At 71.4% G+C, this 20,597-nt stretch carries 20 protein-coding genes and 1 pseudogene; 1 reads left to right on the forward strand and 20 read right to left on the reverse strand.

Annotated elements, in window-relative coordinates; translation table 11 throughout:
• Positions 1-5 precede the first annotated feature (5 nt).
• The 13 genes from tolA to ASG87_RS18275 form a co-directional block, all read right to left on the reverse strand.
• Positions 6-947, reverse strand: a complete 942-nt coding sequence (gene tolA, locus ASG87_RS18215) for a cell envelope integrity protein TolA (RefSeq protein WP_056008580.1) — start codon at positions 945-947, stop codon at positions 6-8.
• Entirely contained in the window at positions 934-1,383 is a 450-nt protein-coding gene (tolR, locus tag ASG87_RS18220) for a protein TolR (protein WP_056008583.1), read from the reverse strand. The genes tolA and tolR overlap by 14 nt, the downstream gene beginning before the upstream one ends.
• 18 nt (positions 1,384-1,401) lie before the next feature.
• Positions 1,402-2,091 (reverse strand): protein TolQ, encoded by a 690-nt coding sequence (tolQ, locus tag ASG87_RS18225; RefSeq protein WP_056008586.1) that lies wholly within the window; start codon positions 2,089-2,091, stop codon positions 1,402-1,404.
• 34 nt (positions 2,092-2,125) lie between these two features.
• Positions 2,126-2,551, reverse strand: coding sequence for a tol-pal system-associated acyl-CoA thioesterase (ybgC, locus tag ASG87_RS18230; protein WP_056008589.1), 426 nt, complete (start codon positions 2,549-2,551; stop codon positions 2,126-2,128).
• Between the two features lie 101 nt (positions 2,552-2,652).
• Positions 2,653-3,699 carry a Holliday junction branch migration DNA helicase RuvB gene (gene ruvB, locus ASG87_RS18235; protein ID WP_056008592.1) on the reverse strand — a complete coding sequence of 349 codons (1,047 nt, stop codon included), beginning with the start codon at positions 3,697-3,699 and terminating at the stop codon, positions 2,653-2,655.
• Positions 3,700-3,823: 124 nt separating this feature from the next.
• Positions 3,824-5,722 carry a potassium transporter Kup gene (locus ASG87_RS18240; protein ID WP_056008595.1) on the reverse strand — a complete coding sequence of 633 codons (1,899 nt, stop codon included), beginning with the start codon at positions 5,720-5,722 and terminating at the stop codon, positions 3,824-3,826.
• Between the two features lie 4 nt (positions 5,723-5,726).
• Complete coding sequence (gene ruvA / locus ASG87_RS18245; protein WP_056009133.1) at positions 5,727-6,323, reverse strand: Holliday junction branch migration protein RuvA; 597 nt, start codon at positions 6,321-6,323, stop codon at positions 5,727-5,729.
• A gap of 46 nt (positions 6,324-6,369) precedes the next feature.
• The gene (gene ruvC, locus ASG87_RS18250) at positions 6,370-6,891 is read right to left on the reverse strand and encodes a crossover junction endodeoxyribonuclease RuvC (RefSeq protein ID WP_056008598.1); all 522 of its coding nucleotides are present in this window, start codon (positions 6,889-6,891) and stop codon (positions 6,370-6,372) included.
• 34 nt (positions 6,892-6,925) lie between these two features.
• Positions 6,926-7,660 carry a YebC/PmpR family DNA-binding transcriptional regulator gene (locus tag ASG87_RS18255; protein ID WP_056008601.1) on the reverse strand — a complete coding sequence of 245 codons (735 nt, stop codon included), beginning with the start codon at positions 7,658-7,660 and terminating at the stop codon, positions 6,926-6,928.
• A gap of 86 nt (positions 7,661-7,746) precedes the next feature.
• Positions 7,747-8,376 carry an alpha/beta fold hydrolase gene (locus tag ASG87_RS18260; RefSeq protein WP_056008604.1) on the reverse strand — a complete coding sequence of 210 codons (630 nt, stop codon included), beginning with the start codon at positions 8,374-8,376 and terminating at the stop codon, positions 7,747-7,749.
• Positions 8,377-8,478: 102 nt separating this feature from the next.
• Positions 8,479-10,233: an aspartate--tRNA ligase gene (aspS, locus tag ASG87_RS18265; protein WP_056008607.1), complete on the reverse strand. Its 1,755-nt coding sequence runs from the start codon at positions 10,231-10,233 to the stop codon at positions 8,479-8,481.
• 138 nt (positions 10,234-10,371) lie between these two features.
• Entirely contained in the window at positions 10,372-10,914 is a 543-nt protein-coding gene (locus ASG87_RS18270) for a DUF3011 domain-containing protein (RefSeq protein WP_056008610.1), read from the reverse strand.
• A 128-nt stretch (positions 10,915-11,042) separates the two neighbouring features.
• A complete protein-coding gene (locus ASG87_RS18275) occupies positions 11,043-11,357 on the reverse strand; it encodes a zinc ribbon domain-containing protein (protein ID WP_056008613.1) in 315 nt (104 codons plus the stop codon).
• Between the two features lie 265 nt (positions 11,358-11,622).
• Here ASG87_RS18275 and ASG87_RS18280 point away from each other — a divergent pair, with 265 nt between their 5' ends.
• Complete coding sequence (locus tag ASG87_RS18280) at positions 11,623-14,058, forward strand: TonB-dependent receptor (protein ID WP_056008616.1); 2,436 nt, start codon at positions 11,623-11,625, stop codon at positions 14,056-14,058.
• A 46-nt stretch (positions 14,059-14,104) separates the two neighbouring features.
• Here the strand turns inward: ASG87_RS18280 and ASG87_RS18285 are convergent, their stop codons facing one another.
• The 7 genes and pseudogenes from ASG87_RS18285 to cbiB form a co-directional block, all read right to left on the reverse strand.
• Entirely contained in the window at positions 14,105-14,833 is a 729-nt protein-coding gene (locus ASG87_RS18285; RefSeq protein WP_056009137.1) for an adenosylcobinamide-GDP ribazoletransferase, read from the reverse strand.
• Positions 14,830-15,408, reverse strand: coding sequence for a histidine phosphatase family protein (locus ASG87_RS18290; protein WP_056008619.1), 579 nt, complete (start codon positions 15,406-15,408; stop codon positions 14,830-14,832). The genes ASG87_RS18285 and ASG87_RS18290 overlap by 4 nt, the downstream gene beginning before the upstream one ends.
• Positions 15,405-16,448, reverse strand: coding sequence for a nicotinate-nucleotide--dimethylbenzimidazole phosphoribosyltransferase (gene cobT / locus ASG87_RS18295; protein WP_056008622.1), 1,044 nt, complete (start codon positions 16,446-16,448; stop codon positions 15,405-15,407). The genes ASG87_RS18290 and cobT overlap by 4 nt, the downstream gene beginning before the upstream one ends.
• Positions 16,445-16,966: a bifunctional adenosylcobinamide kinase/adenosylcobinamide-phosphate guanylyltransferase gene (cobU, locus tag ASG87_RS18300; protein ID WP_056008625.1), complete on the reverse strand. Its 522-nt coding sequence runs from the start codon at positions 16,964-16,966 to the stop codon at positions 16,445-16,447. The genes cobT and cobU overlap by 4 nt, the downstream gene beginning before the upstream one ends.
• Entirely contained in the window at positions 16,954-18,420 is a 1,467-nt protein-coding gene (locus tag ASG87_RS20690; protein WP_056009140.1) for a cobyric acid synthase, read from the reverse strand. Before ASG87_RS20690 ends, cobU begins: the two co-directional genes overlap by 13 nt.
• 99 nt (positions 18,421-18,519) lie before the next feature.
• Positions 18,520-19,494 (reverse strand): annotated as a pseudogene (gene cobD / locus ASG87_RS20695) (threonine-phosphate decarboxylase CobD); the annotation flags it as partial.
• Positions 19,487-20,407, reverse strand: a complete 921-nt coding sequence (cbiB, locus tag ASG87_RS18310; protein WP_056008628.1) for an adenosylcobinamide-phosphate synthase CbiB — start codon at positions 20,405-20,407, stop codon at positions 19,487-19,489. The pseudogene cobD and the gene cbiB, both read right to left, overlap by 8 nt.
• Positions 20,408-20,597: the final 190 nt, after the last annotated feature.

A 20,597-nucleotide genomic window follows, 5' to 3' on the forward strand; every position in this document is an offset into this window, starting at 1 on the left:
CTTGATCATTGCGGCCTGAAGGTGAAATCAATGTTGCGGCGGAACACGCTCTCGAACCCCTTGTAGGGCAACGGCTGGGCGCGCAGCACGGCATTTTCGATCGAACGCTTGCCCGGCTCGTCGTACGGACAGCCGGCATCGACCTTGGCGCTCATCACGTCCCCACCCGGCAATTGCACGATATGCACCACGCACGGCGTGCTCGGCATGTTATCCGGGCGCAGCCAGTTCTGCGTGACCGCGTTCTGAATCGCGGCCTGGTACTGGGCCAGCAGGCCGGCATCCGGGCCGTTGGTGCCGGTCTGGCGCTGGTCGGCCCGGGGCAGGTCGGCCTGGCCGTCATCGCTGGCGTCCTTGAGGTCTTCCATCTGCTGCTTGGCCTGCCGGGCCTTGCTGTCGAGCTTCTTGGTCTGCGCGGCGGCCGCGTCCATCTTGGCGAACAGCTCGTCCAGCTTCTTCTTTTCCTCTTCCTTCTTCTTGGCCGCCTGGGCGTCCAGCTCGGCCTGGCGCTGGCGCTGCTTCTCCTCCTGCTCCTTCTTCGCGTCCTCGGCCTTCTGCAGCCCCTCCTCGGCCACCTTCTCCTGGTCCTTCACGTCCGGATGCTCGGGCGGCGGCGGCAGGGTCTTGATCTGCGGCGCCTCGGTGGGCGGCGTGGGCGGCGGCACCGTCGGCGGGGGCGGCACGGTGTCGGGGACCGGCTTGGCCTTGACCGGCTTCGGCGGCGGGCTGCCGGTGGGCCCGATCAGGGTCGCCTCGATGATCTCGCCGGGCAGTTCCAGCGGCTTGGCGCAGGTGATCGGGTTCCACCCCGCGGGCAGGTGCAGGGCGTCGAACAGGCTTTCGTAGAACGAGCACGGCACGACCGCGAAGGCCAGGAAGCCCACGATGCCCAGGTGCAGGACGGCGGAAAGGACGACCGCCCTCGGAGTGCCCTTACTTTCGTCCATCGGGCGTGCTCGAACCCTGGGGCTGGCTCATCAGGCCGACCTTGGCCACGCCCGCCTGCTGCAGGTCGGCCAGCACCTGGTAGACGCCGTCGTACTTGCCTTCGCGGTCGCCGGCCACCAGCACGCTGATCTCCGGATTAGCCTTGACGAAGGCGCCAACCTTGGCCTTCATCGTCGCGGCGTCGACCGGCTCCTTCTTGGCGCCGTCCATGGTCAGGTACAGGCTGCCGTCGGTGCCCACCGAGACGATCACCGGGTCCTTCTTGTCCTGCAGCGACTTGGCGTTGGCCTGCGGCAGGTTCACGTCGACGTTCGCGTTGAGCATCGGCGTGGCGACCATGAAGATGATAAGCAACACCAGCATCACGTCGATGTACGGCACGACGTTGATCTCGGACTTCAGCTTGAGGCGCTTGTGGCGCGCGGAGGTTCGCATGGCCATGGTGGCGTCGCCTCAGGCCGTCGCGTCGTCGGTCTGGATCTGCCGCTGCAGCACGGAGGAGAACTCCTCCTGGAACACTTCGTAGCGGGAGGCCACGCGCTCGACCTTGTTGGCGAAGCGGTTGTACGCCCATACCGCCGGGATCGCGGCGAACAGGCCCATGGCGGTGGCGATCAGCGCCTCGGAGATGTGCGGCGCGACCACCGCGATGGTGACGTCCTTCATCTCGCCCAGGCCCTGGAACGCGCCCATGATGCCCCACACGGTGCCGAACAGGCCCACGTACGGGCTGATCGAGCCGACGTTGGCGAGGAACTCCAGGTTGCGCTCCAGCGCGCCGATCTCGCGGGTGCCGGCCACCCGCATGGCGCGCTCGGAGCCCTCGATCACCACGCGCATGTCGTGGGTCTTGCGCTGGCGCTGGCGGGCGAACTCGCGGAAGCCGGACTCGAAGATGGTCTCCATGCCGCCGTTGTCGGCGCCGCGGCCGCTCACCTCGCGGAACAACTGGGCCAGGTCGCCGCCGGACCAGAAGCGCTCCTCGAAGCCCTCGGCGTTCTCCATCGCCGCCTTCATCTGCGCGTGCTTGCGGATGATGATGACCCACGACAGGAAGGAGAACACCAGCAGCAGAAGCATCACCAGTTGCACCGGCAGGCTTGCTTCCGCAACCAGCTTGAAAATGTTCAATCCACCGTTCATGGCTTGGGGGTTCTCCGCCGAAATGATGATGTTGTCAGGGGGTGAGGCCTGGAATCAGGCCGTCCGGAATCCGTACCGGCGCCATGCGATGGACGTCCACACAGGCCACGCGCACCTGCGCGCGGATCAGCTCCGTGCCGTCGGCCCGGCTGATCGTCTGGGCGAACAGGATACTGGCTGCACGGCGCTCTTTGACCTCGACCGTCACCGTCAGTTCATCGTCCAGCAGGGCGGCCCTGAGGAAGTCGATCTGCATCGCCCGCACCAGGAAGGCCAGCCCGGTGGCCGCCTTGAAGGCCGACTGGTCCATGCCCTGCCCGCGCAGCCATTCGCTGCGCGCGCGTTCCATGAAACGCAGGTAGCTGGCGTGGTAGACCACGCCGCCGGCGTCGGTGTCCTCCCAGTACACCCGTACGGGCCATCGGAAGGGGGACGCGGAAGGGTTCGGATCTGCGGTCATGGTCGGCAGGGACGGGAAGCGGGGAACGGGGGGCGAGGTCGCGGCACCCCGGCGGGAAGCATAAGGCAAGCCATGCGGCGGCGCCCCTCGCTATCCGCCGATCATCCCTCGTCCCCGGGCGCGAACAGATCGGCCGGCTGGGGCTGTCGTGGCGGCGGCGCCAGCCCCAGGTGGCGCCAGGCCCTGGCGCTGGCCATGCGGCCGCGCGCGGTGCGCACCAGGTAGCCCTGCTGGATCAGGTAGGGCTCCACCACGTCCTCCAGCGTGCCGCGGTCCTCGCTGAGCGCGGCGGCCAGCGATTCCACGCCCACCGGACCGCCGTCGAAGTTCTCCACGATGGTGGCCAGCAGGCGCCGGTCCAGCTCGTCGAAGCCCTCGGCGTCCACCTTGAGCATGTCCATCGCCGCCTGCGCCGCGGCCAGGGTGATGCGGCCGCCCGCGCGCACCTCGGCGTAGTCGCGCACCCGGCGCAGCAGGCGGTTGGCGATGCGCGGCGTACCGCGCGAGCGGCGCGCGATCTCCCGCGCGCCCTCCAGTTCGCAGTCGATCGCGAGGATGCGCGCGGCGCGGCGCACGATCGCGGTCAGCTCGTCGGGCGAGTAGAACTCCAGCCGCTGCACGATGCCGAAGCGGTCGCGCAGCGGCGCGGTGAGCATGCCGGCGCGGGTGGTCGCGCCGATCAGGGTGAACGGCGGCAGGTCCAGCTTGATCGAGCGCGCGGCCGGGCCCTCGCCGATCATGATGTCGATCTGGAAATCCTCCATCGCCGGATAGAGCACTTCCTCGACCACCGGCGAGAGCCGGTGGATCTCGTCGACGAACAGCACGTCATTCTTCTCGAGGTTGGTCAGCAGGGCCGCCAGGTCGCCGGCGCGCTCCAGCACCGGGCCGGAGGTGGAGCGCACGTTGACGCCCAGTTCGTTGGCGATGACATGGCTGAGCGTGGTCTTGCCCAACCCCGGCGGGCCGAAGATCAGCACGTGGTCCAGCGCACCGCCGCGCTTCCTGGCCGCCTCGATGTAGATCGACAACTGCTCGCGCACCGCCGGCTGGCCGAGATACTCGGCCAGCCGCTTCGGACGGATCGACGCCTCCAGGGCGTCGTCGTCGAGCTGGGCGGAAGGGGTGATGATGCGGGCTTCGGTCATGGCGATGCCGGGAATCGGGAATAGGGAATAGGGAATTGCAAAGGCAAGGCTCCCGGCAGCACGGAGAGCCCGCAGTATCGCGCTTTTTTCGATTCCCTATTCCCCATTCCCGATTCCCGATCGTTCAGATCTCCACCTGCGCACCCAGCTCGATCAGCCGGTTGCCCGGGATCTGGAAGAACGCGGTGGCCGGCAGGGCGTTGCGCGCCATGAAGGCGAACAGCTTGTCGCGCCACAGCGCCATGCCGGGGCGGCGCTCGTCGGCGACGATGTTCTCGCGCGACAGGAAGAAGGTGGTGTCCATCAGGTCGAACGGCAGGCCGCTGCGGTTGCACAGCGAAAGGGCCTGCGGAATGTTCGGGTCCTCGGCGAAGCCGAAGCGCAGCTCCAGGCCGAAGAAGTCGCCCGCCATCGGGGTGATCTCGATGCGCTCGTCGGCGTCGGCCACCGGCGTCTCCAGCGTGTCCACCGTGAGCATCACGTTGCGCTCGTGCAACACCTTGTTGTGCTTGAGGTTGTGCAGCAGCGCATGCGGCACCGCGTTCTGGTTGGCGGTGAGGAACACCGCCGTACCGGGCACGCGCAGCGGCGGGTGCTCGGCGATGTTTTCGATGAACGGCGCCAGCGCCAGCCCGCCCTGCTTGATCTCGCGCACCACCAGCTCGCGGCCGCGGCGCCAGGTGGTCATCATGGTGAACAGCACCACGCCCAGCACCAGCGGGAACCAGCCGCCGTGCGCGATCTTCAGCGCGTTGGCGCCGAAGAACGCCAGGTCCAGCGACAGCAGCAGGATGCCCACCAGCACCACCGACAGCCAGTTCCAGTGCCAGTGCTTGCGCGCCACCACCAGCGCCAGCAGGGTGGTCATGGTCATCGTGCCGGTCACCGCGATGCCGTAGGCCGCGCCCAGGTTGGCCGAGCTGCGGAAGCCCAGCACCGCCAGGAACACCAGCACCATCAGCAGCCGGTTGACCCAGGGCACGAAGATCTGCCCGGACATCTCGCGCGAGGTGTGCACCACCGCCATGCGCGGCGAATAGCCCAGCGACATCGCCTCGCGGGTCATCGAGAACGCGCCGGAGATCACCGCCTGCGAGGCGATCACCGCGGCCATGGTGGCCAGCGCGATCATCGGGTACAGCAGCGCGCCGGGCACCAGCAGGTAGAACGGGCTGTCGATCGCCTTCGGGTCGAGCAGCAGCAGCGCGCCCTGGCCGAAGTAGTTCAGCAGCAGGGCCGGCAGCACGAAGAAGAACCAGGCCAGCCGGATCGGCTTTTTGCCGAAATGGCCCATGTCGGCGTACAGCGCCTCGGCGCCGGTCAGCGCCAGCACCACGCCGCCCAGCGCGATGAACGAGGTCTTGCCGTGGCTCACGAAGAACTCGATCGCGTACCACGGGTTGAGCGCCTTGAGCACCTGCGGGTGCTGCACGATCTGGTGCACGCCGAGCACCGCCAGCACCAGGAACCACACCGTCATCACCGGCGCGAAGGCCTTGCCGACGATGTGGGTGCCGTGTCGCTGCAGCGCGAACATGCACGCCAGGATCACCAGCGCGATCACCACCACGTAGCGGTCCAGCGACGGCGCTGCGATCTGCAGGCCCTCCACCGCGCCGAGCACCGAGATCGCCGGGGTGATCACACCGTCGCCGTAGAACAGCGCCGCGCCGAAGATGCCGAACACCGCAAGCACCCAGCGCGCCCGCGCCGAGCCGCCCATCGAGCGCTGCGCCAGCGCCATCAGCGCCATGATGCCGCCCTCGCCCTTGTTGTCGGCGCGCATCACGAAGGTCACGTACTTCAGCGACACCACGATCACCAGCGACCAGAAGATCAGCGACAGCACGCCCAGCACCGCCGCCGGCGTCGGCGTCATGCCGTGCGTGCCGAGCGTCTCCTTCATGGTGTAGAGCGGGCTGGTGCCGATGTCGCCGAACACCACGCCGATCGCGCCGAGCGCGAGCGCGGCGATGCGGCGCTTGCGCTCGGCCTCGTTGCCTTGAAGGGGTTCCTGGCTCACCGGCTCAGCCTCCGAGTGCGGCGCGCAGCGCCTTGCGGATGATGGCCTCGGCGCTGTCGCCGTCGGCGGCGACCTTCTGCACCAGCCGGGTCACCTCGGCCGGCTTGTAGCCGAGCTGCTGCAGCGCCACGGTGGCCTCGCCGGCCGCGTCGGGCGGCGCGCCGGGGCTGGCCGGCGTGCCCGGCAGGCTCGTGCCCAGGCCGTCCACGCGGTCGCGCAGCTCGACCACGATGCGCTCGGCGGTCTTCTTGCCGATGCCCGGGATCTTGGTCAGCGCCACCACGTCGCCGCTCTGCACCAGCCGCGCGAAATGGTCGACCGACACGCCCGACAGCACCGCCAGCGCGATCTTGGCGCCGATCCCGCTCACCTTCTGCAGGTTGCGGAACAGCGCGCGCTCGGCCTCGCGCAGGAAGCCGTACAGCGCCACGCTGTCCTCCTTCACCGCATGGTGGGTGAGCAGGATCACTTCCTTGCCGATGCCCGGCAGGTCGTAGATGGTGGACATCGGCGCTTCCAGCTCGTAGCCGACGCCGCCCACCTCCACCAGCAGCCAGGGCGGCTGCTTGCTGAGCAGGGTGCCGCGCAACCGGCCGATCATCGCCATTCCCGCTTCGTCGCCATCGGCTTCGCCTTCCTCGTTCCGTTCACCGGCGCCGCCGCCAGGCCGTGCGCGGGATGCCCACCCGCGCCAGGCTGGCCCGGGTGTGCGCGTGCGCCACGGCGATCGCCAGCGCGTCGGCGGCGTCCGCCTGCAGCGGGCCCTTCAGGCCGAGCAGGACGCCGATCATGTGCTGTACCTGGGTCTTGTCGCCGCGGCCGCTGCCGACGACGGCCTGCTTCACTTCCGTCGCTGCGTATTCGTGCACCGTAATCCCCTGGCTGACCACCGCGCAGATCGCGGCGCCGCGCGCCTGGCCCAGTTTCAGCGCCGAATCGGCATTGCGCGCCATGAAGACCCGCTCGATGCCGCATTCGGCCGGTCGATGGGTGGCGATGATGTCACACAGCTCGTCAAAGATGCGTTTCAGCCGCAGCGGGAAGCTCGCCTCGCCGGCCACCGCCAGCGCCGCGTGGAAGACGTGCGACAACTTGCCGCCGTCGTCGACGTCGATGATGCCCACGCCGGTGCGCTGGCTGCCCGGGTCGATGCCGATGATGCGGACCATCGCTGGAACGGTGCGGAAGGCGGGGCCCTCCGGCTTATCCGGCGGCCTCGGACGGCAACAGGGCGTTGTGCGACACCTCGCTCACGTCGTCCAGCGCGTCGAGCTTGTCGAGCAGGTCCTGCAGCGCCTCGAGCGCGTCGTCCGGCACCGCGACGCGGTTGTTCGGACGCATGCCCACGCCCGCGTGCTGGGCGTCGAGGCCGGCCGCGGCCAGCGCCTGCTGCACCGCCTCGAAGTTCTCCGGCGCGCACAGCACGGTGCTTTCGCCGTGCTCGTTCACCACATCGTCGGCGCCGGCCTCCAGCGCCGCCTCCAGCACTTTCTCCTCGGCGGCCTCGTCGCCGCCGGTGGCGAACACCAGCTCGCCCACGCGCGCGAACTGGAACGCCACCGAGCCGCTGGTACCCAGGTTGCCGCCGTGCTTGGTCAGCGCATGGCGGACCTCGGCCACGGTGCGGGTCGGGTTGTCGGTGAAGCACTCGATGATCAGCGCGATGCCGGCCGGGCCGTAGCCCTCGTAGCGCAGCTCCTGCATGTCGGCGCCGCCGTCGGCGCCGGAGCCGCGCTTGATCGCGCGCTCGATGGTGTCCTTGGTCATGTTCGCCGACAGCGCCTTGTCCACCGCCGCGCGCAGGCGCGGGTTGGAGGCCGGGTCAGCCACGCCGGCGCGGGTCGCCACGGTGATTTCGCGGATCAGCTTGGTGAACACCTTGGCGCGCTTGGCGTCTTCGGCATTCTTGCGACCTTCGATGGACGGGCCTCTACCCATGGGGATTCCTGCGAGTGGACGAGTGACAAGCCGCGAATTTTACCCTGTCCGCCCGGCGCGCTGGCAAGGCGCCCGCCCGGCCCCGCTCAGGCCGCTTCGAAGCGGCCGCGGCGCAGGAACTGCGCGGCCCGCTGCGCCACCTCGGCGGACAGCAGCAGGCCGGTGTGGCTGGTCTCGATCACGCAGTGGTCGGCCAGGCCGGGCAGGCGGGTTTCCGCCACCGCCACGGTGCCGTCGTGCTCGCCTTCCAGGTGGCCCACCACGGCGCCCAGCCCGAGCGGCATCCGGCCGGCGATCATGCCGACCTCGCGCGGGCCGTCCCAGCGTTCCAGCCCCTGCTCCAGCAGCTCGCGGTTGTGCCCGAGCAGGGCCTCGCCGGCCCGCCGACCCAGCTCGGCGAAGCCGCGCGCGGCGGCGCTGCCGTTCAGCGGCGAGCCGAGGCAGACGATGCGGCCCGGCGGCAGCGACTCCGCCGCCAGGCAGGCCTTGAGCGCCAGCAGGCCGCCGAGGCTGTGCCCGACCAGGTGCACCGGATCGGGCGCCAGCTCGCCGATGCGCGCCTGCAGCCGGCCGAGGATGCGCTCCTGCGACGACGCCACGCTGAGGTAGTCGAAGCGGTGCACGCGGAAGCCTTCCCCGATCATCCGCCGGTGCAGCAGGCCCAGCGCGAAGCCGCGCATCCACAGGCCGTGCAGCAGGATGATGTGTTCGGTCATGGACTGGAACCGGGAATCGGGATGGGGAAATGGGGAGTCGCAAAAGCGGAAAGCGGCTGGTTCGCGGCGAACGCTTCAAGCCATTCTCTGCTTCTCTGCGCCCTATTCCCTCACGGCCACGTGCAGCTCTTTCAGTTGCGCGTCGCCCACCGGCGACGGCGCGTCGGTCATCAGGTCCTGCGCGCTGGTGGTCTTGGGGAAGGCGATCACGTCGCGGATCGACTCGGTGCCGGCCATCAGCGCCGCGATGCGGTCGATGCCGAAGGCCAGGCCGCCGTGCGGCGGCGCGCCGAACTTCAGCGCCTTGAGCAGGAAGCCGAACTTGGCCTCGGCTTCCTCCGCGCCGATGCCGAGCAGCTCGAACACCGTGCTCTGCATCTCCGGGCGATGGATGCGGATCGAGCCGCCGCCGATCTCGTTGCCGTTGAGCACCATGTCGTAGCCGCGGCTCACCGCCGTGGCGGCGTTGGCCTTGAGGTCGGCGACGTCGTCGACCTTGGGCGCGGTGAACGGATGGTGCAGGGCGACGTAGCGCTGCTCGTCCTCGTCGTACTCGAACATCGGGAAGTCGGTGACCCACAGCGGCTTCCAGCCGGCTTCGACCAGGCCGCGGTCCTTGCCGACCTTCAGGCGCAGCGCGCCCATGAAGTCGGTGACGGCCTTCCACTTGCCGGCGCCGACGAACACGATGTCGCCGGTCTGCGCGCCGGCGGCGGCGAGCACCGCCTCCAGCGCCGCGTCGTCGAGGAACTTCGCCACCGGCGAGTTGACGCCCTCGCGGCCCTTGGCGCGGTCCTCGACCTTGATCCAGGCCAGGCCCTTGGCGCCGTACCTGGCGACGTACTCGGCCAGCCCGTCGATCTCCTTGCGCGACAGCGCCGCGCCGCCCGGCACGCGCAGCGCGGCCACGCGGCCGGCCGGGTCGTTGGCCGGCTCGGCGAACACCTTGAACTCGACGTGCTTCAGCGCCTCGGCCACGTCGGCCAGCTCCAGCGCGATGCGCAGGTCGGGCTTGTCCGAACCGAAGCGGCGCATCGCCTCCGCCCAGGTCATGCGCGGGAAGGCGGCGTCCAGTTCCACGCCCTGCACTTCCTTGAACACGTGGCGGATCAACTCCTCCACGAAATCCTGCACGTCCTTTTCCTCGACGAAGGCGAACTCCAGGTCGAGCTGGGTGAATTCCGGCTGGCGGTCGGCGCGCAGGTCCTCGTCGCGGAAGCAGCGGGCGATCTGGTAGTAGCGGTCGAAGCCCGCCATCATCAGGATCTGCTTGAACAACTGCGGCGACTGCGGCAGCGCATAGAACTGGCCCGGATGCACGCGGCTGGGCACCAGGTAGTCGCGCGCGCCCTCGGGAGTGGCCTTGGTGAGGATCGGCGTCTCGATGTCCTGGAAGCCGCGCGCGTCGAGGTAGCGGCGCAGCGCCTGCACCAGCCGGATGCGCGTGCGCATCATCTGCTGCATCTCCGGGCGGCGCAGGTCGAGGTAGCGGTAGGCCATCCGCAGGTCCTCGCTCGGGTTCTCGTGCAGCGCGAACGGCAGGTCCCTGGCGGCGTTGAGGATCTGCACCTCGTCGGCCAGCAGTTCGACCGTGCCGGTCTTCAGCTTGTCGTTGGCCGCCAGGCGCTTGCGCAGCGTGCCGGTGACGCGCAGGCAGTACTCGTTGCCGATCTCGCCGGCGACGGCGAACGCTGCCGCGTTGTCGCGCTCGACCACCACCTGCGCCAGGCCCTCGTGGTCGCGCAGGTCGACGAAGGCGACATGCGACTGCAGCCGGATCTTGTTGACCCAGCCGCACAGGGTGACGGTCTGGCCGACCAGCGCCTCGTCGATGAGGCCGCAGTAATGCGTGCGCATGCGCTTGGAACTCCGGGCCGCGGCAGCGGCGTGAAAACGGTGGAAAAGGCCGCGAATCTTAGCACGGCCAAGGCCCCGCCCGGCCCGGCGAACCGGCGCCGGCCGGCCCGCTTCCGGGCCGGCCGGCGTGGCGGCGCATCAGCCGCGGCGGTTGACCACGAACTGCGCGCGGCAACCCTTGTCCACCCACACGCCGGCGCGGTTGTAGCCCCAGCTGTAGCCTTCCTCGCAGCGCGCGTCCGACTCCCGGCGCACCAGGTTCACGCGGCCGCGGCGGCCGATGTCCACCTGGCAGAAGCGGTAGCGGTTGTTCACGCTGCCGCACTGCAGGCGGATGTCGCGATCCCAGCCCGGGCCCGGGTTCCAGCCGCCGGGCCCCGGGCGGTCGCGGTCGCCGTGCCAGTCGCCGCCGCGGCCGGCCGCGACGAACTGGCCGCGGCAGCCGCGGTCCACCCAGATCGTGCCGCGGTCCACGCCCCAGTTCTGCCCGCGCACGCAGCGGGTGTCGGAGTCCTGGTGGATCAGCTCCGCATCGCGCCAGCCGGTCTCGCACACGGCCTGGCGGCCGTTGACGCTGCCGCAGGTGATCGGCCCGTTGCGCTGCGCCTGGGCGGTCACGGGGACCAGCCCCAGCGACAGGACGCCTGCAAGGCCGAACGCCATGCCTGCCAGTAGGGTCATTCCACGCATTCGCCACTCTCCTTCAAGGCGCGCCGGCGGCGCGAACGACCCGCAGCTTGCATGCAAGCCGATCGCAAGGGAATACGGCGGCCGCAGGCTCCTACGCGACGATTCAGCCTGGCGCCGCCTCAGGCTTCGCCGGTCGCCTTGGGGGCCGGCGCGGCTTCCGTCTTCGCGCCCGCGGCGGCGGTCGCCGCCGGCTTTTCCGCGGCGGCCTTGCCCGCCTCGCCGCCGTCGGCCAGGTTGCGCTTCTTGTCGCCGTCCTTCTTGAAGTCGGTCTCGTACCAGCCGCTGCCGGCCAGCCGGAACGACGGCGCGCTGAGCCGGCGCTGCACCGACGCCGCCGCGCAGCTCGGGCAGGCGGAAGGATCGGGATCGCTGAGCTTCTGCAGGCGGTCGAAGCGATGGCCGCAACCGCTGCACTCGAATTCGTAGATGGGCATGTGGCACTCCGTACGGCCTGCAATCCGGCCGGCAGCCGGGCATTATCGGGCAGCGCGCGCATATTTCAACGTGCCGCAGGCGCATTGGCGCGCCCTTTCCCGCGGAGTAGCCTGCATGAACGCGACACCCGCGCGCCCGCACCCAGGGCCGCCGGGAAGCGGCGCGAATTCATATGGACGTCTATACGTCCATTGACGGGCACCACCGCCAGGCACTAGCCTGCACCTACTGCAGTGCAGCATTCGCACGATAAGGAAGCAGAACATGACCAAGCGCACCGTCCTCCCCGCCCCCGCACGCCTCTCCGCCGCCCTGCTGCTGGCGCTGGCCGCCAGCGCCGCCGCCGCGCAGGACGCCGCGCCGCCCGCGCCCGCCAAGGCCAAGAAGCTCGACACCGTCATCGTCACCGGCACCCGCGCCGACAACCGCACCGAGAGCAGCTCGCTCACGCCGGTCGACGTCGTCTCGGCCAAGGTATTGCAGCAGACCGGCACCAGCGAGCTGACCACCGCGCTGGCGCGGGTGATCCCCTCGCTGACCTTCCCGCGCCCCGCCGCCGCGGACACCGCCGACTCGCAGCGCCCGGCCCAGTTGCGCGGCCTGTCGCCGGACCAGGTGCTGGTGCTGGTGGACGGCAAGCGCTGGCACCCCGGCGCGATCATCCTCACCAACGGCGTGCTCGGCCGCGGCTCGCAGGCGGTCGACCTCAACACCATCCCGATGGCGGCGATCGACCACATCGAGGTGCTGCGCGACGGCGCCTCGGCGCAGTACGGCTCCGACGCCATCGCCGGCGTGATCAACATCGTGCTTAAGAAAGGCGCGCAGGGCGGCTCGGTGGAAGTCACCGGCGGCCAGTACTCGGCCGGCGACGGCCGCCAGTGGCAGGGCTCGGCGAACGCCGGCATCCCGCTGGGCGACGCGGGCTGGCTGCGCTTCACCCTGCAGGACGGCCACCAGGACTACACCAACCGCGCCGGTCCCAACCGCACGCGCCCGCAGGAAGGCACCACCCAGCGCTACGGCGACCCCGAGGTGACCGACCACAACCTGCTGCTCAACGGCCAGTACGACCTCGCCCCGAACGTGGAGCTGTACGCCTCCGGCCACTACGGCAAGCGCGACAGCGTGTCGCCGGCGTTCTTCCGCAACCTCGGCAACGCCAACTCGGTGCCGTCGCTGTATCCCAACGGCTACCTGCCGCTGGAGAACGCGCAGTCCACCGACCGCTCGCTGGTGCTTGGCATCCGCGGCAAGACCGAGGGAGGCTGGCGCTGGGACGTCAGCGGCAACTACGGCGGCAACCGCGTCTCCTACGCCACCTTCAACAGCCTCAACCGCGCCTACCTCAACGACTTCGGCACCACCCCGACGCGCTTCCACGACGGCATCCTGTCCGCCGCCCAGCAGGCGTTCGACGTGGACATCGCCAAGGACCTCGCGGTGAGCTGGCTGCCCAACCCGGTCACCCTTGCGTTCGGCGCGGAGTACCTGCGCCAGACCTACAAGATCACCGCGGGCGACCTGCCCTCGTACTACACCGGCACCTCCGGCAAGTCCGGCGGCGCGCAGGGCTTCGGCGGCTACCTGCCGGCCAACGCCGGCGCGCACGCCCGGCACGACGTGGCCGAGTACCTGAGCCTGGAGACCAACCTCACCGATCGCTTCGGCGCGTCGGCGGCGGTGCGCCACGAGGACTACTCGGACTTCGGCAAGACCACCTCCGGCTCGCTGGCCGGCCGCTTCGACTTCACCGACCGCTTTGCCTTGCGCGGCAGCGCCTCCACCGGCTTCCGCGCGCCGTCGCTGGCGCAGCAGTTCTACTCGTACACGTCCTCGCTGTACTACGGTGCCGACAACTCGCTGAACCTGCCGGCGGGCATCTACGACACCGGCCTGGTCGGCTCCACCAGCACGGTCGGCAGGCTGCTCGGCGGCCAACCGCTGAAGCCGGAGAAGTCGCGCAACTACACCCTGGGCGCGGTGTGGACACCGGCCGACGGCTTCGACCTCAGCCTCGACCTGTACCAGATCAGGATCGACAACCGCATCACCCTGTCCAGCAACCTGGCCACCAACTCGCCGGCCGTGCACGACTACCTTGCCGCCAACGGCGTCACCGACGCCAACTACAGCGGCATCGCCTACTTCACCAACGCGGTGAACACGCGCACGCGCGGCGTCGATTTCGTCGCCAGCTATCTGTACGACATGGGCGAGGAAGGCACCCTGCAGAGTTCGGTGGGCTTCAACTACAACAAGAACGAAGTGACCAAGGTGAAGGCCAACCCGGCGATCCTCGATTCGCTGGGGCTCAACCTCAAGCGCGTGGACCGGCGCGACCAGTACGGCCTGCTCGCCGACAGCACGCCGCGCAACAAGCTGGTGATCAACAGCCTCTACAGCATCGGCCGCTGGGGCATCGACGGCACGCTGACCCGCTACGGCAACTTCACCTCCTACAACCCCACCAACCCCTCGCTCGACCAGAAGTTCGACGCCAAGTGGCTGCTCGACCTGGCGGTGAGCTACCACCTCGACCGCTGGAACTTCACCGTGGGCGCGGACAACGTGTTCAATACCTACCCGGACAAGGTAATCGCGGCCAACGACACCAACGGCACCCTGCCCTACACGGTGTTCTCGCCGTTCGGCTTCAACGGCGCCTACGTGTACGGCAAGGTGGCGTACCGCTGGTAAGCGGGCGATCGCGCCGCGGCGAACCGGGCCGCCGCGGCGCGAGGCTTCAGCCGGCCAGCGCCAGCCCGACCAGCACGGCCGCCTCGATCATTTCGGCCAGCGCGCCGGCGGTGTCGCCGGTGAAGCCGCCGAGGCGGCACAGGCAGGCGCGACGCCACAGCGCGAACACGATTGCCGCGAGCAGCAGCGCGAGCAGGCCGCGCCAGCCAAACGGCAGGCACGCCGCCGCACCGAGCGCGACCGACGTCAGGCAAGCGCTCCGGGACGCCCCCGCCAAGGCGGAACCCAGCCCGCCGCTGCGCACGTAGGGCAGCCACAGGAACGCCCCGGTCAGCGCCATCCGCGCCAGCAGCGGCGCCAGCAGCAGCGCGGCGCCATGGGCGGGTGGGAGGCTCGCCAGCGCGGCGAATTTCAGCAGCAGCAACACGACCAGCGCGACCACGCCGGCCGGCCCGCAACGCGGATCCTTCATGATCGCCAGGGTGCGCTCGCGGTCGCCCAGGCCGCCGATCCAGGCGTCCGCGCTGTCGGCCAGGCCGTCCAGGTGCAGCGCACCGGTCAGCGCCACCCAGCCCAGCAGCAGCAAGGCCGCCGACAATAATGGCGGCGTCCCGTGCAGCAACGCGGCCAGCCCCCACAGCAGCAGCCCGAGGATCGCGCCGACCAGCGGATACCACGCCAGCGAAGCCGTGCGCGCCTGCGCGTCGTCGAACGCGCGCGGCGGCACCGGCAGCCGGGTGAGGAAGCCGAGCGCGACCAGCAGGCCGCGCATCAGGCCGCCGCTCCCGGCGAGACGCCGGCATGCAGGCCGGGCCAGTCCAGCGGATGCAGCGAGGCGTGCGGCACCTCGATGCCCGCCATGTCGCCGAAGCCGCGCCGCTCGGCCTGGCAGCGCAGCAGGCGGATCGCGCCGCCGTGGGTCACCACCAGCACGCGCCGCCCGGCCGCCTCGGCGGCGACCGCGTCGAGCGCCGCGCACAGCCGCGCGTGGAAGGCGGCGAACGGTTCCGCGCCCGGCGGCGGATGCGCCACCGGGTCGGCCCAGAAACGGCCCAGCGCCTCGCCCTGCTCGTCCGCCAGCGTCTCGATCGGCACGCCCTGCCAGTCGCCGAAGTGGTATTCGGCCAGGCGCGGCTCCAGCCGCAGCGGCCAGCCGCGCGCCGCCGCCAGCTCGCGCGCGAACGCGGCGCAGCGCTGCAGCGGCGAGGACACCACCGCATCCCACGTCTGCCCCGCCACCGCCGCGCGCAACTGCGTCCAGCCCAGCTCGCTCAGCGGGTCGTCCAGTTGCCCGCGATAGCTGCGCTGGTTGGTGTCGCCGTGGCGCAGCAGGGTGATCGACCCGCTCATGCGGCGGACACCCCGGCCTGTTCGAAGGTCGCCATGCCGTCGTGCAGCGCGCAGGCCAGCCGCAGCAGCGGCACCGCCGTCGCCGCACCGCTGGCCTCGCCCAGGCGCAGGCCCAGGTCGAGCAGCGGCTCGGCGCGCATCGCTTCGAGCAGGCGCGCATGGCCGCGCTCCTGCGAGCGGTGCGCGAACAGCAGCCAGTCGCGCACGCCCGGGTTGATCCGCACCGCCGCCAGCGCCGCCGCGGTGGCGATGAAGCCGTCCACCAGGAACGGCACGCCACCCTGCGCGCACGCCACGCAGGCGCCGGCCAGCGCGGCCAGCTCGAAGCCGCCCAGGCAGCGCAACTGCTCCAGCGGCGTGCCGGCGTCGGCATGCCGCGCCAGCGCGTGGTCGACCACCGCGCGCTTGCGCGCGATGCCGGCCGCGTCCAGGCCGGTGCCCGCGCCGGCCAGCGCCTGCGGCGACTCGCCCAGCAGCGCGCAGGCCAGTGCGGTGGCCGCGGTGGTGTTGGCGATGCCCATCTCGCCGCCGACGAACACCTGCGCGCCGGCTTCTTTCGCGGCACGCGCGCTGTCCGCGCCGGCAGCCAGCGCGGCGGCCAGTTGCGGTGCGGTCATCGCCGGCTCGATGCAGAAGTTGGCGGTGGCCGGCGCGATCACCGCGCGGCGCACGCCGGGGATCTCGCCCGGATCGTTGACCGTGCCCAGGTTCACCACTTCCAGCGTGGCGCCGAGCGCGCGCGCCAGCACGCTGATCGCCGCGCCGCCGCCGGCGAAGTTGCGCACCATCTCGCCGGTGACCGCCTGCGGAAACGCCGACACGCCCTCGGCGGCGACGCCGTGGTCGGCGGCGAACACGCTGATCCACACGCGCTCGGCGCCGGGCCTCTCCGTCCGCTGCATCGCGGCCAGTTGCACGGCCACCGTCTCCAGCGCGCCGAGCGAACCGGGCGGCTTGGTCAACTGCGCCTGGCGCGCGCGCGCCGCCGCCGCGGCCGCGGCATCGGGCGCCGCACAGGGATGGTCCAGCCAATCGGTCATGCCAGGGTTCCTTTCATTGCCAGCGGCAGCCCGGCCGCCACGAAGACCACGCGCTCGCACTGCGCGGCCAGGGATTGGTGCAGGCGGCCGGCCTCATCGACGAAGCGCCGGCTCAGTTCGCCCAGCGGCACCACGCCCAGGCCCACCTCGTTGCTCACCAGCAACACCTCGCCGGGCAGCGCGGGCAGCGCATCGAGCAGGGCCGCGCGCTCGCGCGCGAAGCGCGCCGGGTCGGCGTCGCCGAGCAGGTTGCTCAGCCATAGGGTCAGGCAATCGACCAGCACACAGCGGTCGGCGCGGGCATGCGCGCGCAGCGCATCGGCGAGCGCCAGCGGCTCCTCCACGCAGGCCCAGGCCGCCGGCCGGCGCGCGCGGTGGTGCGCGATGCGTGCGGCCATCTCGCCGTCGCCGGGCTGCGCCGTGGCGACGTAGACCACGTCGCGGCCGCCGTCCCGCGCCAGGCGTTCGGCCAGCGCGCTCTTGCCCGAGCGGGCGCCGCCGAGGATCAGGGTATGCATGTGCGCTCCCGAGGCGTTTCCAGAAGAAGGCCGCGCAATCGTGCGCCGTCCAGGTGCCGCCCGACCATATCGGCCAGCCGCTCGAGGCTGGTCTCGCGCAGCGCGTGCACGTCCAGCGGCGCGGCGTCGCGCAGGCCGGCCCAGCGCAGCAGCGCGGCCAGCGCATCCGGATGGTCGAACAGGCCGTGCAGGTAGCTGCCCAGCACCCGGCCGTCGGCGGACACCGCGCCGTCGGCGCGGCCGTCGTCGAGCAGGCACGCCGGCCGCTCCAGCGCCGCGCCGCGGCTGATGCCGCAGTGGATTTCGTAGCCGCGCACGGCGGCGTCGGCGAAGGCCAGCCGGCCGTGCGCGCTGCGCAACTGTTTGCCCGGCTCCAGCGCGGTCTCCAGTTCGAGCCAGCCCAGCCCTTCGCTGGAACCCGGCTCGCCTTCGATGCCCAGCGGGTCGTGCACGGCCGTGCCGAGCATCTGCAGGCCGCCGCAGATGCCCACCACCTTGCCGCCGTAGCGCAGGTGGCGAGCGATCGCCGCGTCCCAGCCCTGCGCGCGCAGCCAGGCGAGGTCGGCGCGGGTGGACTTGGAGCCGGGCAGCACGACCAGGTCGCCGTCCGGCCACGGCTCGCCCGGGCCGACGAAGCGCAGCGCCACCTGCGGATGCGCGCGCAGCGCGTCGAAGTCGGTGTGGTTGCTGATCCGCGGCAGCGCGGGCACGGTCACCCGCAGTTGCCCGGCGGCCGCGTCGGCGCGTTCGCGCGGCAGCGCGTCCTCGGCCTCCAGGTGCAGTCCGTGCAGGTAGGGCAGCACGCCGAGCACCGGCTTGCCGGTCTCGCGTTCCAGCCAGTCCAGCCCCGGCTGCAGCAGCGCCAGGTCGCCGCGGAAACGGTTGATGACGAAGCCGGCCACGCGCGCGCGTTCGCTGTCCGACAGCAGGGCCAGCGTACCGACCAGGTGCGCGAACACGCCGCCGCGGTCGATGTCGGCGACCAGCAGCACCGGGCAGTCCACCGCTTCGGCGTAGCCCATGTTGGCGATGTCGCGCTCGCGCAGGTTGATCTCCGCCGGGCTGCCGGCGCCCTCGACCACCACGGCCTCGTACCGCGCGCACAGCCGCCGGTGCGAGGCCAGCACCGCGTCCATCGCCACGCGCTTGTAGGCGTGGTAGCCCACCGCGTCCATGTTGCCGATCGCGTGGCCGTGCACGATCACCTGCGCGCCGGTGTCGCTGTTGGGCTTGAGCAGCACCGGGTTGAAATCGGTATGCGGTGCCAGCCCGCAGGCCTGCGCCTGCACCGCCTGCGCGCGGCCGATCTCGCCGCCGTCGGCGGTGACCGCCGAGTTCAGCGCCATGTTCTGCGGCTTGAACGGCGCCACCCGCACGCCCTGCCGATGCAGCCAGCGGCACAGTGCCGCGACCAGGGTGCTCTTGCCCGCGTCGGAGGTGCAGCCTTGCACCATCAGCACCCGCGCGGCGGTTTCCCGCGTGCGGGACGAAGGCGCCGCAACGCTGGCGGGCGGCGCCTCGCGCGCGCCCCTCTCTCCAGGGGACGACGGCCGGATTTCGGCCAGTGCCGCGTCGAGGCGCGCGAATGCCGCATCGTCGCCGGGCAGGCCGAAGCGCAGGCTGGCCGGCGCATCGAACAGGCGGGTGAGGATGCCGCGCGACGCCAGCGCGCGATGCAGCGCCGCGGCATCGTCGCGGCGGCACCACTGGAACAGTGCGCAGCCGCCGGACGGCGCCAGCCCGTGCCGCGCCAGCAGCGCGGCCAGCCGTTCGCCGCACGCCGGCAGCCGCGCGCGCGCGCGCGCCTGCCACGCCCGGTCGGCCAGCGCCTGGCGCAGCGCATGGCGGCTCGGGCCGGCCAGCGTCCACGGGCCGAGCCGCTCGCGCAGCGCGTCGAGCAGCGCCGGCGCGGCGCAGACGAAGCCGGCGCGCGCGCCGGCGAGGCCGAAGAACTTGCCCGCCGAACGCAACACGATCAGGCCCTCGCGGTCGGCGAACGCGCACAGGCTGTGCTCCGGCGTCGCATCGATGAACGCCTCGTCGAGCACCAGCCAGCCGCCGCGCGACGCCAGCGCCGCATGCAGCGACAGCAACGCATCCGCGTCGAAACGCTCGCCGGTGGGATTGTTCGGATGGATCAGCACGATCACGTCGTAGCACGCGGCCGCGGCGAACAGCGCCTCGCTGCCGCGCAGCTCGACCTCATGGCCGGCGCGCCGCCACGCCTGCGCGTGCTCGGCATAGCCCGGCGCGAGGATGCCCACGCGCGAGGCGCCGCGCAGCAGGGGCAATGCCTGGATCGCCGCCTGCGAGCCGGCCACCGGCAGCAGCGCCGGCGCGCCGTAGCAGTCGCGCGCCGCTTCGAGCAGGCCGTCGTCGTCCTCGGGCAGCCGCTGCCATGCCGACGCGGGCACCGGCGGCACCGGCCAGCCGAACGGGCTGACCCCGGTCGAGAGGTCGAGCCAGTCGGCCGGCGCGATGCCGTATTCGCGCGCCGCGCGCCGTAGGCGGCCGCCGTGCTCAAGCATGCGCGCCTCCCAGCAACGCGAGGCCGAACGCCAGCGCCGCTATCAGCCAGCCGGCCACGCCGTTGCGCACCAGCCGCCAGGCGCGATCGATCGTCGCCGCGTCCGGCGGATCGCCCGTCCCCAGCCGCGGCCGCGCCTCCCACACGCCGTGATACGGCGCCGCGCCGCCCAGCTCGACGCCGAGCGCGCCGGCACCCGCCGCCATCGCCGGTCCGGCGTTCGGGCTGTCCCATTGCGGCGCCTGCGTGCGCCAGCAATGCAGCGCCCGGCCGAAGTGGCCGAACAGCGCATAGGTGAACGCGGCAAGCCGCGCGGGAATGAAGTTCAACGCATCGTCGAGGCGCGCCGCCGCCCAGCCGAAGCGTTCGTAGCGCGGCGTGCGGTAGCCCCACATCGCATCCAGCGTGTTCGCCAGCCGGAACAGCAGCGCGCCCGGCGCGCCCAGCACGGCGAACCAGAACAGCGCGCCGAACACCGCGTCGTTGCCGTTCTCCAGCACCGACTCGGTCGCCGCCGCGGCCACCTGGGTGGCGTCGAGCGCCGCGGTGTCGCGGCTGACCATCCGGCCCACCGCGGCGCGGGCGCGTTCGAGGTCGCCCGCGGCCAGCGCCGCCGCCACCGGCCGCGCATGCTCGCCCAGGCTGCGCAGGCCCAGCGCGAGATACAGCACCACGGCCGAGCCGCTCCACGACAACCATGCCGGGCAGATCGCCTGCACGGCCGCCAGCAGCAGCACCGGCGGCAGCACGGCGAGGCTCCACGCCAGCACGCCCGCGCCGCGGCGATCCGCATGCAGGCGCATCTCGATCCGGCCGGCCAGGCGGCCGAACGCCACCAGCGGATGCGCGCGGCGCGGTTCGCCCAACAGGGCATCCAGCAGTACGGCCGCCAGCATGGCGAGCGCGGCGGTCATGCCGGCCTCGCTTGCGCGATTGGCTCCGGCCGCGACAATCGGGTCGTACGGAAGAAGTCCGGCACGCCGGAAAACGCCTCTGCGGGACCGCGAACCATTTCGCCAGGACGCGAAGCAAGCAGTTCCGGCATGAAAAACATTCGTGCGCACGCCGCATGCCTGTCGCCGGCATGGCGGATCGCAGCCGAAG

The sequence above is a fragment of the Frateuria sp. Soil773 genome, from assembly GCF_001428405.1.
Taxonomy (GTDB): domain Bacteria; phylum Pseudomonadota; class Gammaproteobacteria; order Xanthomonadales; family Rhodanobacteraceae; genus LMSL01.

Excerpts from the sequence above, each read along its gene's own strand:
- tolA (WP_056008580.1), bottom strand. The coding sequence starts at position 947 with ATGGACGAAAGTAAGGGCACTCCGAGGGCGGTCGTCCTTTCCGCCGTC.
- tolR (WP_056008583.1), bottom strand. The coding sequence starts at position 1,383 with ATGCGAACCTCCGCGCGCCACAAGCGCCTCAAGCTGAAGTCCGAGATC.
- tolQ (WP_056008586.1), bottom strand. The coding sequence starts at position 2,091 with ATGAACGGTGGATTGAACATTTTCAAGCTGGTTGCGGAAGCAAGCCTG.
- ybgC (WP_056008589.1), bottom strand. The coding sequence starts at position 2,551 with ATGACCGCAGATCCGAACCCTTCCGCGTCCCCCTTCCGATGGCCCGTA.
- ruvB (WP_056008592.1), bottom strand. The coding sequence starts at position 3,699 with ATGACCGAAGCCCGCATCATCACCCCTTCCGCCCAGCTCGACGACGAC.
- ruvA (WP_056009133.1), bottom strand. The coding sequence starts at position 6,323 with ATGATCGGCCGGTTGCGCGGCACCCTGCTCAGCAAGCAGCCGCCCTGG.
- ruvC (WP_056008598.1), bottom strand. The coding sequence starts at position 6,891 with ATGGTCCGCATCATCGGCATCGACCCGGGCAGCCAGCGCACCGGCGTG.
- ASG87_RS18255 (WP_056008601.1), bottom strand. The coding sequence starts at position 7,660 with ATGGGTAGAGGCCCGTCCATCGAAGGTCGCAAGAATGCCGAAGACGCC.
- ASG87_RS18260 (WP_056008604.1), bottom strand. The coding sequence starts at position 8,376 with ATGACCGAACACATCATCCTGCTGCACGGCCTGTGGATGCGCGGCTTC.
- aspS (WP_056008607.1), bottom strand. The coding sequence starts at position 10,233 with ATGCGCACGCATTACTGCGGCCTCATCGACGAGGCGCTGGTCGGCCAG.
- ASG87_RS18270 (WP_056008610.1), bottom strand. The coding sequence starts at position 10,914 with ATGACCCTACTGGCAGGCATGGCGTTCGGCCTTGCAGGCGTCCTGTCG.
- ASG87_RS18275 (WP_056008613.1), bottom strand. The coding sequence starts at position 11,357 with ATGCCCATCTACGAATTCGAGTGCAGCGGTTGCGGCCATCGCTTCGAC.
- ASG87_RS18280 (WP_056008616.1), top strand. The coding sequence starts at position 11,623 with ATGACCAAGCGCACCGTCCTCCCCGCCCCCGCACGCCTCTCCGCCGCC.
- ASG87_RS18290 (WP_056008619.1), bottom strand. The coding sequence starts at position 15,408 with ATGAGCGGGTCGATCACCCTGCTGCGCCACGGCGACACCAACCAGCGC.
- cobT (WP_056008622.1), bottom strand. The coding sequence starts at position 16,448 with ATGACCGATTGGCTGGACCATCCCTGTGCGGCGCCCGATGCCGCGGCC.
- cobU (WP_056008625.1), bottom strand. The coding sequence starts at position 16,966 with ATGCATACCCTGATCCTCGGCGGCGCCCGCTCGGGCAAGAGCGCGCTG.
- ASG87_RS20690 (WP_056009140.1), bottom strand. The coding sequence starts at position 18,420 with ATGGTGCAAGGCTGCACCTCCGACGCGGGCAAGAGCACCCTGGTCGCG.
- cbiB (WP_056008628.1), bottom strand. The coding sequence starts at position 20,407 with ATGACCGCCGCGCTCGCCATGCTGGCGGCCGTACTGCTGGATGCCCTG.